At 66.2% G+C, this 11,897-nt stretch carries 5 protein-coding genes; 2 read left to right on the top strand and 3 right to left on the bottom strand.

Going from position 1 to position 11,897, the window contains the following annotated elements:
* Positions 1-12: 12 nt before the first annotated feature.
* Together DFR45_RS03820 and DFR45_RS03825 are read right to left on the bottom strand one after the other, a co-directional pair.
* The gene (locus DFR45_RS03820) at positions 13-831 is read right to left on the bottom strand and encodes a carbon-nitrogen hydrolase family protein (protein WP_114482370.1); all 819 of its coding nucleotides are present in this window, start codon (positions 829-831) and stop codon (positions 13-15) included.
* Positions 828-5,066: a YhdP family protein gene (locus tag DFR45_RS03825; RefSeq protein WP_114482371.1), complete on the bottom strand. Its 4,239-nt coding sequence runs from the start codon at positions 5,064-5,066 to the stop codon at positions 828-830. Before DFR45_RS03825 ends, DFR45_RS03820 begins: the two co-directional genes overlap by 4 nt.
* Positions 5,067-5,212: 146 nt before the next feature.
* Here DFR45_RS03825 and glnE point away from each other — a divergent pair, with 146 nt between their 5' ends.
* Both glnE and DFR45_RS03835 read left to right on the top strand, forming a co-directional pair.
* Entirely contained in the window at positions 5,213-8,017 is a 2,805-nt protein-coding gene (gene glnE / locus DFR45_RS03830) for a bifunctional [glutamate--ammonia ligase]-adenylyl-L-tyrosine phosphorylase/[glutamate--ammonia-ligase] adenylyltransferase (RefSeq protein WP_114482682.1), read from the top strand.
* 112 nt (positions 8,018-8,129) lie between these two features.
* Complete coding sequence (locus DFR45_RS03835; RefSeq protein ID WP_114482372.1) at positions 8,130-9,332, top strand: HD-GYP domain-containing protein; 1,203 nt, start codon at positions 8,130-8,132, stop codon at positions 9,330-9,332.
* A 485-nt stretch (positions 9,333-9,817) separates the two neighbouring features.
* Here DFR45_RS03835 and DFR45_RS03840 read toward each other — a convergent pair whose 3' ends face one another.
* On the bottom strand, positions 9,818-11,896 hold the full coding sequence (locus DFR45_RS03840; RefSeq protein WP_114482373.1) for an FUSC family protein: 2,079 nt from the start codon (positions 11,894-11,896) through the stop codon (positions 9,818-9,820).
* Position 11,897 lies beyond the last annotated feature (1 nt).

Below are 11,897 nucleotides of genomic sequence, written 5' to 3' on the forward strand. Positions count from 1 at the left end.
CGAGCCAGAGCCTCAGGGCAAGATGCGATGCTCGAGGGCGGGTAGCTGCGTGCGTACTTCACGCAAGCGCGGCGCGCTGAGCTCACCCAGCACCACACCAGGGCCCTGCGCAAGCACACCAAGCACGCTGCCCCATGGGTCTATGAGCATGCTGTGGCCCCAGGTGCGGCGGCCGTTTTCGTGCTGTCCACCTTGTGCGGGCGCGAGCACGTAGGCCAGATTCTCGATGGCGCGGGCGCGCAGCAAAATCTCCCAGTGCGCCTCGCCCGTGGTGTAGGTAAAAGCGCTGGGCACGAGCAGCAGATCGGCGCCGGCGCGCGCATGCGCGCGGTACAGCTCGGGAAAGCGCAGGTCGTAGCACACGCTCAGGCCGACGCGCCAGCGTGCGCCCGAGCGCGCCATGAGCTCGAACTGCACCGGCTCGGTGCCGGCTTCAATGGTGCGGCTTTCGTCGTAGTGCTCGCGGCCGTTGGCGAAGCGAAAGAGGTGAATCTTGTCGTAGCGCGCCACGCAGCGGCCCGCCGGGTCATAGACCAGCGAACTGTTGCGCACGTGTTCGGCGTCGCTCGCAAAAAGCGGCAGCGTGCCGCCCACGATCCACAGTTGCAACTCGCGTGCGCAGCGCGCAAGAAAGTCCTGTATCGGGCCGTCGCCCGGCGTTTCACGCAGCTGCAGCTTGTCGCCATCACGCCGTCCCATGGAGCAAAAGTATTCCGGCAATACGGCAAGTTCAGCCCCTTGGGCTGCAGCCTGTTCGAGCAGGCTGCGCGCGGTGGCGAGGTTGCTCTGGACGTCTATGCCCGAGACCATCTGGATGGCAGCGATTTTCATGAGGGTGCTCCTTGCGGCGAGGTGGTGGGTGAAGCGGGAACCGGCGCGGCGGGTGCGTCGGCAGCGGCGGGACTTGCTGGATCTTTGCCTGGCAGCGGCTTGCCATGCGCAGGAATGGCGACACGCTCGACATGCGGGTCGGCCCAAGGTCCGTCGATGTGGAATTCACGCGTGGTTTTTTCCGTCAAAGGGCCACGCAGCACCATTTGCGCAAGAAAGCTGCCCAGGCCGACCACGGGATTGATGGCCGTGGCCACGAGCGAGGCCGTCATGGCGTTGAGCTCGGGTACCACAACCACATACAAGTCCTGGGTTTCCCGGTTCAAATCGGCACTGCCTTCCATCAGCACGGCGGCATTCACACCTTTCATTTGCAGGTTGTTGGTGCTGGCAACTCCTTGGTCTATGCGCACGTCGCCGCGCACGAAATCGAAGGCGAAACCCTCGCTGAACACATCCCGAAAGTCCAGCGTCAGCCGGCGCGGCAATGCCTGCAGACTCAATACGCCCAACAACTTGGCCAGCCCAGGATCGGCCTGCAGGAACTGGCCCGATTGCACATCCAAATGCACCTGTCCCGTCATGCTGCGGTAGTCTGGATTCATGGGCGCGCCCGTCCAGGCCACCTGGCCTTCCATGAACCCTTTGCCACGGCGCACCACATGGGCCATGCCAAAACGCGCCAAAAGGTCGCCAGCGTTGCGGATGTCGAGGCGAAAATTCAGCGCTGTGCGCCGTTGTCGCGCCATGCTGGCGACCTTGCCGCCCGTGTCGCCCAGCAATGCCCAGTTGCCCGTCGCCTGGAGACTGGCTTCGGGTGTCGTGATGTTCAGCTTGGCGAGCCGCCACTCCCAAGCTGCGTTTCCCACGCCACGGTTTTGGGCTTGCACCTCCAGCCGACCCCATTTGCGGCCGCGCAGCTCGAAGTCGTCGACCACCACATCGAGCGCAGGGAGGGTGCGCGGTTGCTGAGCGAACAAATCCTCGATCTGCGATGCTTCGCCGGACGGCAGTTGCAGGCGCGTGAGCCGCGCGTACAGCTGGCCCGGCGCCGCCTCTGCGGCCTCGCTCTCCCGCGCACCGGGGCGATATTCGAGGTAGCCTTCGAGCTCGACCGCGCTGAGATTGGCACGCCATACGGCGTCGTCGCGGGCCCCTGCGAGCAGCACATGGTGCAAGGTGCGCCCCTGCAGGACGAGCTCGTCGGCGCGCAAGGTGAGCACCGTCGGCTGGTAGTCCGCCATGCCAACGGCACTGCGGGCCGCTGCCTGTGCTGCAACCACGGCACTTGAATCAAGGGGTGTCAGCACCTTCTCCCATGCCTCCATGTCCAGTCGAGCTATCTGCACTGCGGCGCGCACACCTTCTGCCGGCAAGGGCGGGCTCTCCCATGGGGGTAGCCCCAAACCGATAGCGCCACGCAGCACGCGCGTCTGTCCAGCACGTATTTCACGCTGCCACGTGGCCGTGCCCACGCCCCCCAGATCGACGGAGAGCTGGTCGCGCAGCACCGCTGCCGGGCTGCCTCCAACCCCCGCCATGGACTCATGCAATAACTGGTTTTCATAGTGCAATGGCAAGCTGCTCTGCGCCGGCTTGGCAAGTGGCGCCGGCAGAGCCAGCGCCATTCCTTGCAGATTGCTGTTGAGCTGTAGCTCTGGAACTCCCTGGCGCACACGTACATTCAGGGTGTATGCGGCACTACCGCTCGCGTGGCGCGCGAGCTGCGCGAGCCAGCCCAGCTCGCGCGCCTGTTGCAAGCCCTGCGCGCTGGCCGTGCCCTGCGCGCGCAGCTGGATTGGCGCACTCTCGGCAGCCCCCCCGACCACAGGACGCATACCGCCTTCGAGGCGCACATCGCCCCCCAAGGTGCGTGCCTGTACGCCAGCCAGGCTAAACCCCGTCTCGCTGAACTGCACCATGCCCGCGCAGCGCGTGAGCAAGGGGGTGTCAGGGGTGATGCGCAAATCGTTGCCCGCAAACTGAATTTTTCCTTGCACCTTGGATTGTTCGATGTGGCTGATCGGAAGCTGCAAGTGCAATTGCAGTGCCGCATTGCCCGTGCCACTGGCTTGGTCGAGTGCATTGCCCGTCAAGCGGGCGAGTGGAGAGTTGCGTACGAGTTGCAGCAACTGCGGCAGGGGCCCTTGCGCGTCGGCACTCACACCGACCGTGGGGTGTTCGAGGTCGGGCAGGCGCGCCTCGACCTTGGACAAACGTAGCGTCGGGAACCCCGCGAAGCTGCCGCTCGCGCCGCGCACACTCATGCTGACGCGATCGAATACCAGCTCGCCGCTCAAGTCGGTCAAGGCAGGCCAGGGCAAGGCACCCGCTGGGGACGTAGGCACATAGGCATAGTTGACATCGCTCACTCGCGCCGTGATGTGGAAGTCTCCTTGGCGCGGGTCGCTGAAGGGGATGTGGCGCAAGTCGCCGCGCACGCGAAACTGCACCCGACTGGCCTGGCCTGCGCGCACGGCGTCACGCACATAGTGGCGCGTCTCTGCCGGAATACCCAAGGGCAAATAGCGCCACACGCGCGTGCCGTTGGCACGACTCAGGCTGCCCGTGAGGTCAAGCACGCCAGGCAAACGCGCTTCGGCTGCGCTCTTTTCTCCATCGAGGGTATGCCAGCTGAACTGCGCTTCGCCCTGCATATCGGCGTTGGCAAATCGCACGTTGCGCGCCTGCAGTGCGATGGAGGGCGCCAAGGCGGCGGACTTGGCCCCCTGGCTGCGCAGGCTTTGCACCTGCCAATGCAACTCGGCGTCCAAATGGTCTATGGGCACCTCGGGCTCCTCGAAAATGCCCGGCAGCACCAGGGCGCCATCGTCGATCGCTAGAGTGGCCCGCCCGCCGTCTTGGCTCAGGTCCAAGTCCAGCGTTGCTCCACGCAACGCTGGCATGCCGATGGAAGCGCTTTGGCCCGCCGCGTCGGCCAGGCTCGGGCTGGCGAAAGCCAAACCTCGTACCTTGCCGCGCAGCTGGTATTGCGTCGGCGCATCGAGCGCCCCTCGCCAGCTCGCTTGCAGCGTATCTACATGCCCTTGCGGCCGATAGCGGCGCAGCGCCGAGTGCACGGCCGCGCCGAGTGGCAGGTCGGCACCAATTTGTGCGAGTGCCGCCAAATCCAAGCGCTCGGCCTCCAACTGCGTCCGTGCAGGCAGGTGCGCGGTCGCCTCCGTGTGCTGCAAGCGCAGATTGCCGCCAGGCCAAACCAAACCGCTTTCGGTGATGAAACGCAGCCCTTCACTGAAGATGGCATAGCTGTCAGCGCGACGCTGGCCACCGATGCGGGCGGCCAGCGCGGTGAGCTCCAAGGGCTGCAGCCCGGGCGCAAAGGTGGCATGCAGTCCGTGCATAGCCACATCGACCACACCTCCCACCAAGTTTGCATGGTCTAAATCGGCCCAAAGGCGCATTCTGCCTGCTCCACTAGCTATATCTAAAGGAGCGTCTAGGATACGCTGCGTGCGCAGCTGTGCCAGATCGAGGTGTGCGAAGTCGGCAAATACCTGTCCACTCCAATGCTGCCATTGGCCGTCACGGGGATGCAGCAGCGGGGCGCGCATGCGCGCCATGAGCGTGAAGCGCGTGCCCCAGGCCGGCGGCGGCGTGGCGTCCACACGCAGGTTGTGCTGCCAGCCGTGGTTGTGCAGCAGCACATCGACCTCATGCAGCTCCAGCGGTGCGGGCGCCGCCTGCTGCTCGTCGAACCAGCGCACGCTGCCGCCGCGGATCAGCACCTCGGCCTGGGCGAAAAACCAGTCGGCAAAGGCGCTGTCGCCACCGCTTTGCGCCAGCGCGATGCCACCGATCAGGATGCGCCCGTCTGCCGTGCGGCGCACGTCGAGCTGCGGGCGCTCGAGGTACAGCTGCTCGAAGCCGCGTGTGAGCAAGGCGCGCGGCGACAGCGCCAGCACCACGCGCGGCAGCTGCAGCGCGGGCCGCCCCTGCGCGTCGAGCAGCGTCACGTCGCTCAGCTCGAAGGAAGGAATCAGCCCCGTCGAGCGCCCCGTGATCGCACCAATGCGCACGGGCACCCCCACGATGCGCGTGGCTTGCGCCTCCAGGGATGCGCGAAAGTCCCCGATGCGCGGCACAATCCAGCCATGCAAACCCGCCCAGACGATGGCCAGCAACAGCCAGAAGGCCAGCAACAAGCCCAGCGCCCAGCGCGCACTGGCGGCGACGATGCGCAGAACGCGCGAGGGGCGGGCGGCGGAGTCTGTCATTGGCGGGCGTAAAGTGGCCGAAATTATGACCCGCAGGGCCGGCGTGCTCCTTGGCGCGAAACCTTCGCCTCGTGTGTTTTTGTTTCGCCGGCAAACCGTCTTTGCGCTCGCTCTTTCCCCCCTCCCTCTCGCACGCCGCGTTCGCCATGCCGACCAACCCCTCGCTCAGCCCTGACACCGCCGCGCCCACTGCGGGCCTGGCGCAGCACTCGCGCTTCTTCCAGCGTCTGCAGCGGCGCTACGCACAGGAGCTCCCCCTGCTGCCCCCCGGCGCGCCATGCCATGCCACCCTGGAGCCCGCCTTCGCGGCGCTGCAAGCGCGCGGCTACGACGTGGGCACGGCCTTGCGCGTGCTGCGCCAACTGGTCATGGAGCGGCTGATCCGCCTCGATTGCGAGGCGCAGGCGCCGCTGTCCGTGATCACCCGCGCTGCCACGGAGCTTGCCGAGTTCGCGCTCGACCGCGCCTGCATGCACGCCTGTGCCGAGCTCGACGAGCGCCATGGCCGGCCGCTGGGCTTGGATGGCGGGGCTGATGGGGCTGAGGGCGCCGCAGTGCCGCTGTGGATCATAGGCATGGGCAAACTCGGCGCGCGCGAGCTCAACGTCTCGAGCGACATCGACCTGATCTACGTCTATGCGCAGGACGGTGAAACCGCGGGCAACGCCGAAGGGCGCAACCGCACCTCCAACCACGAGTATTTCGCGCGCGCGGTCAAAGCGATCTACCAGCTGGTCGGCGAGCCCACCGAGCACGGCTTCGTGTTCCGCGTCGATCTGGCCTTGCGCCCTAACGGCAACTCCGGCCCGCCCGCCGTCTCGCTCGCCGCGCTCGAAGAGTATCTGCAGGTGCAGGGGCGCGAATGGGAGCGCTTTGCCTGGCTCAAGAGCCGCGTCGTGGCGCCGCGCACCAGCCTGGCCCACCCGCAGGTGCGCGAGTTGCGCAACATCGTGCTGCCCTTCGTGTTCCGGCGCTACCTGGACTACAACGTGTTCGAATCCCTGCGCACGCTGCACCGCCAGATCCGCGACCACGCCACGCGGCGCAGCGCCGGCCGCCCCGAGCGCGCCAACGACGTGAAGCTCTCGCGCGGCGGCATCCGCGAGATCGAATTCATCGTGCAGTTGCTGCAGGTGGTGCGCGGCGGTCAGTTTCCCGAACTGCGCCGGCGCGCCACGCTCGAAGCCCTGCCGCGCCTGGCCCAGGCAGGGCTGATGCCGCAGGCCACGGCCGAGGCGCTTGCGCAGGCCTACGTGTTCCTGCGCCGCGTCGAGCACCGCATCCAGTACCTCGACGACCAGCAGACGCACCTGCTGCCCACGCGCGACGACGACCTGGCCTGGATCGCGCAGACCATGGGCTACGGCGACTGCTGCGCTTTTCTGCACGCACTCGACGCGCACCGGGAACTGGTCGCGCAGGAGTTCGACCACCTGCTCGGCGGCGATGAGGAAGCCGCGGGCAAGCGCGCGTGCAACGGCCGCAGCTGCGGCGCGGGCCATGGCAAGCTGCCGCCGCCCGACCTCGATGGCCTGCTCGAACAACTGCCCGCTGCGCTGCGCGAGCGCGTGGCGCAGTGGCGCACCCTGCCGCGCATCGCGGCCCTGCGCGACGAGGCACGCGCGCGCCTGTTCCGGCTCGTGCTGCGCACCGCGCAATGGCTCAACGAGGGGCGCACCAGCGTCCAGGCCGCCGTGCGCATGATCGACTGGCTCGAGCCGCTGCTGCGCCGCGAGAGCTACCTTGCGCTGCTGCTGGAGCGCCCCGCCGTGCACGAGCAGCTGCTGCACCTGCTGGGCGCGGCGCGCTGGCTCGCGCGCTATCTGCAGCAGCACCCGGGCGTGATCGACGAGCTCGCGTCCGAAGCGCTGTTTGCCGAGCGCTTCGTACCCGCTGACTTCGAGCGCGAACTCGCGTTGCGCCGCGCCGCGCTGCAGTCCACGGGCGAGGACGACGACGAGGCCCTGCTCAACCTGCTGCGCCGCGCGCACCACGCCGAAACCTTTCGCATCCTCGCGCGCGACGTGGAAGGCCGCATCACCGTGGAGCAGGTGGCCGACGACCTCAGCGCGCTCGCCGACAGCGTGCTGCGCGTCACCTCGGACTGGTGCTGGAGCCGCCTCAAAAACCGCCACCGCGAGGTGCCGCAGTTCGGCATCATCGGCTACGGCAAGCTCGGCGGCAAAGAACTGGGCTACGGCAGCGACCTGGACATCGTGTTCGTGTTCGACGACGAGGACGAGCGCGCGCCCGAGGTCTATACCGCCTTCGTGCGCAAGCTCATCAACTGGCTCACCGTCAAAACCGGCGAGGGCGATCTGTTCGAGATCGACACCGCGCTGCGCCCCAACGGCAACTCGGGCCTGTTGGTCACAAGTTTCAAAGCCTACGCCGACTACCAGCAGCAGCGCGGCAGCAACACCGCCTGGACCTGGGAACACCAGGCCATGACGCGCGCGCGCTTCGTACTCGGCAGCGAAGACCTGCGTGCGCGCTTCGACGCCGTGCGCCGCGCCGTACTCACCGCCCCGCGCGATGCCCAGGCGCTGCGCCAGGAGATCGTCGCCATGCGTGCGCGCGTGCGCGCTGCGCAGCGCGTGCCGGCGGACAAATTCGACGTCAAGCACAGCCCCGGCGGCATGCTCGACGCCGAATTCGCCGTGCAATACCTCGTGCTCGCGCATGCCGCAACCCACGACGAGCTGATAGACAACGTAGGCAACATCGCTTTGTTGCAACGCGCCGAACACGCCGGCTTGCTGCCCGCGGGCGTCGGGCACGCCGCCGCCGACGCCTACCGTGAACTGCGCCGCCTGCAGCACCGCGCGCGGCTCGACGAAGCGCCAGCACAGTTCGATCCCGCCGCCGTGCAGGCGCAGCGCGACGCCATCCTCGCGCTGTGGCACACGATCTTCGGGCACGATGCTTTGGAAAAAGACCCCAAATCCTGAGCTTTATTGCGCACCAGCCCAATCAAAATGAGCGCATGATGCTACGAAAACTGCTTATTTCCAGTCGCTCCTGCGCCGGGCAGGAGCGACTGGTACGGCATCGTCCAGCGTCATGAATCTTTTGCCCATCGATCCCACGGCGATCCCCGTCGGCCGTCCTTTGCCGTTTACTTTGTACGGCCCGAAGGGCGTTTTGCTCGCGAGCAAAGGCTATGTGATCGCGGACAAAGAAGAATTACAGCGCGTGCTCAAGCTCAATCCGGCCATCTTCATCGATACCGACGAGACCCAAGAGGTGCAGCGAGCCTATTTGCGGCACCTCCAGAAAATGGTTTTTTCGTCCGAACCTCTCGGGAAGATCACCGCGACCCCGCTGCGTCCGGAGGACTTGCAAAGCCCCGCACGTCCAAGCGAGGAAAAAATCGATTGGCTGGACTTGCAACTGCGCGCCACCCAATTGCTGCGCACCCCGCAAGTCCACGATTTTGCCGAGCGTTTTCAGGAGTTGCACGCCATTGTGGTGCGCAGCTGCATTACGCAGCCCGATGCGACTTTGTTTGCATTGGTGTATCTCTCGGCGCAGGAAACCGCGATGTACAGCGCAACCCATGCGCTGCTCGTCGCCAGTATTTGCATGATCGTCGCGCGGGAGGTGTTGCGCTGGCCCGATGCGCGCATGTTGCAAGTGGGCCGCGCAGCGCTCAGCATGAACATCGCGATGACCGGCCTGCAAGACCAGTTGGCGCGCCAGAGCGAGCCGCTCAGCGCCGCCCAGATCGCCGCCATCGCCGAGCACTCTGTGCGGTCTGCGGCCCTGCTGCGCCAGCTCGGCGTAGCCGACCCGGTCTGGCTCGAAGCGGTGCGCTGTCACCACCAGCGCTTCGAGGGGCCGTGGGAGCAAACGCCTGAAGCTCAGCAGCTCGCGCGACTGATCCAGCGCGCTGATCAATTTGCAGCGCGCATCGCGCCGCGTGCCACCCGCGCCCCTATGGACGTGGCGGCCGCAATGCGCGCGAGCTATTTCGATGAGGCACGCCAACCCGATGCCATAGGCGCCACCATCATCAAGGCACTGGGCATCTATCCGCCGGGAACCTTCGTGCGCCTGGCGAGCGCAGACGTGGCCGTCGTGCTGCGGCGCGGCACGACGGCCGGCACTCCGCGCGTGGCGGTCGTGCTCAAGCGCGATGGGCTCCCCCCGGGCGAGCCCATCCCCCGTGACACGTCTCAGCCCGAATGGCGCATCGTATCCGCCGTACCCCAAAAAGACGTACGGATCATCACTCCGTTGGATCGCTTGCTCTCATTGATATAGCCGCAGGGACATTCAGGAAAACCACGCCTGTCTTGACGACAACCACAACTGCACAAAAAGTTACATTTCTTTGCGCAGAGCAAAGAAACTCTGCGCAAGGCAGAATCCTCTATCTTCTACGATATTCAGCAATGGAACGGTTTTTGGTGCCGAGACCAAGAGCCTGTTCTGATGATTTTTGATGTTGCGAAGCCTTTCAGTGCGCCACGCACTGGATGAACCTCCTGGGGTGTCCTCCTCCCTCCCTCTCTTGTTTGCTCTAGGACGCTTCGCAACTTTTTTATTCACTCGCGCTTTTCGCTAAGCGCACGACCGTCTGACGGTCATTTTGGCCCCCGCAAAGAGCCCCGTCATTGCGAACCCCGCCGGGGCGCGGCAATCCAGTCCTGTCCATTGCGGTGTGTGCAGGCGCTGTTGCCAAAGCCCCATGCATTGCCCTGGGCCTTAGTCCCTCGCTATGACGGGGAACGTTCAGCGGGTGTCCTTCAAACAGGCGCGCTGTCGCTCGCTTCCGGCGGCACGCCGGGGATCGGCAGTTTCTCGCCTTCCACATTGCCTTGCAAAGGCTGCCGTGCAAACAGGCCCTGGCGCAGGCCGATCAAACCCAGCAGGGCTTCATCGCGCGCACTGCCAGGCGGCAAGGTGCGCAAGCGCGACAGCGACGCTTCGAGCGCGAGCCGCAGTTCTTCAGGCGGCGGCAGTGGTCGTCCGGCGCGCTGGAGGTTGCGGTAGTGCGCAGCAATCATGCCCAACAGGCGGTTCAGCGCGGCGCGGTTGACCTCTGGCAGATCATTGCGCGCGCGGCGCAGGTTGAGGATGTTGAGCCCCTGCCGGATTTCGCCGAGCAAATCCACGCCGGCGACGTCCTCTCCGGGCTGCAGCGACGCCAGCCGTGGTGCTAGCAGGCCGAGCAGGTCGAGCATGCGGATCATGAAGCGTTCACGGTTTTGCGTGCCGCTGCCTTCCGCTGCCTCGGCCAGCAGGCCCCAGCCCTGGCGCACCAGGCGCTGCGCACTCCATTCGGCGCCGATCGAGCGAAACAGCCGCGTCACCACGAGCGCGAACAGCATGCCGATCACGGTGGACAGCGATGAATTCACATAGCGCGTGAAGTCGGCCTCGTAGCGGTTCTGGATCGCAAGCAGCGTGGCGAAATTCGTCACCAGCACCATGCCCGGCAAAAACAGCGTGGGGCGCAGCGCCATCAGGCCCGCAGGCAAAAGCACTGTCGCCACCACCAGCACCAGCGGCACGAAGTCATGGATCGCGGGCAGGATGCCGAACAGGTACACACCTGCCACGAGCGTCGCGATCACGATCCAGTTGAGGAACAGCACGATGCTCGGCGCCGGGTCGTCCTGCGCGGCAAAGAACGCCGCGGCAACGCCGGCCATCATCGCACCCGAGGCACCATCGGGCCAGCCCAGCGCGAGCCAGAGCAGACAGTACGAAAACATGGTCGCGCCCGCGGCCAGGGCGGAAAAGCTCACCATGCTCCAATCGATGTGGCGGTTGCCGATGTGCACGAGGCGCCGCAGGTTGAGGCCGAATGCCGGCGCGGGCGGTGGCGCGCCTTCGATGATGGCTTGCTGCAGGTGACGGCAGTCGTACCAGAGCTCGGCGAGTTCCGCCAGGCGCAGCAGCAGGCTGTTGCGCAACAGCGCCGCGCTGTCGGGGTCGAGCGGCGTGCGCAGGCCATCGATGCGTGTGCGCCATGCGTCCAGGCTGGCCTGTGTGGGTGGCGCTTCCTGCTCGATCCAGCTGCGCAGATCTGCGAGCAGCCGCTGCAGTTCGGCGTCTTCACTGGCAGCGGCGCCGAGCTCGTCGAGCCGGGCCTCGACCGCGGCCAGCACGGGCAGCATGCCGAGCAGGCGCGCACGCAGCTCGGCGAGCCAGTCGCCCAGGGCGCGGTGGCGCGGATCGTCGCGCCGCGTAAAAGGGATCACCAGGTCCAGCTGCGACAAGTCCATCGCAAGGCGTCGCCGCAGCTCGCCGGGGCTGCCGTGGTGCGCGAGCACCTGTGCGCACCACGAGCGCGCATCTCGCATCAAGGCCTGCATGCGCGGCAGGAGCTGCGTCTTGATCGAAACAGGAAACACCACCGCGCCGATCACCACCGCGCACAGGCTGCCCAGCACGATTTCCTCGCTGCGCGCGAGGGCGGTGTCGAAGATCGTGTCCGGCTGCATCGCCGCGGGAAACCCGACGAAGGCAGCCGTGTAGCCGGCCAGCATGAAGATGTACGAGGACGGCCCACGGTGCAGCAGCGAAACGAACATGCAGCCCGCTAGCCACAATGAGAGCGCCAGGCTCAGCACCTCGGGCACGTGGAGCAAATTGGGCACGAGCACGATCACGGCCGAAGATCCGAGCAAGGTGCCCAGAATGCGGTAAATCCCGCGCGAATTGGTGCCGCCGAGCACCGGCTGCATCACGATGTAAGCAGTGGCCATGGCCCAGTAGGGCCGCGGCAGGTCGGCGGCCAGGGCGATGTAGAGCGCGATGATGGAGGCGAGAAATGACTTGGCCGAATGCAGCCACGCCTGGCGATCGAGCAGCAGCATG

Origin of the sequence: Extensimonas vulgaris (genome assembly GCF_003337425.1) — a bacterium.
GTDB lineage: Bacteria > Pseudomonadota > Gammaproteobacteria > Burkholderiales > Burkholderiaceae_C > Extensimonas > Extensimonas vulgaris.

Bases quoted from the DNA above. Each gene is read 5' to 3' on its own strand.
- DFR45_RS03820 (WP_114482370.1), bottom strand. From the start codon at position 831: ATGAAAATCGCTGCCATCCAGATGGTCTCGGGCATAGACGTCCAGAGC.
- DFR45_RS03825 (WP_114482371.1), bottom strand. From the start codon at position 5,066: ATGACAGACTCCGCCGCCCGCCCCTCGCGCGTTCTGCGCATCGTCGCC.
- glnE (WP_114482682.1), top strand. From the start codon at position 5,213: ATGCCGACCAACCCCTCGCTCAGCCCTGACACCGCCGCGCCCACTGCG.
- DFR45_RS03835 (WP_114482372.1), top strand. From the start codon at position 8,130: ATGAATCTTTTGCCCATCGATCCCACGGCGATCCCCGTCGGCCGTCCT.
- DFR45_RS03840 (WP_114482373.1), bottom strand. From the start codon at position 11,896: ATGCTGCTGCTCGATCGCCAGGCGTGGCTGCATTCGGCCAAGTCATTT.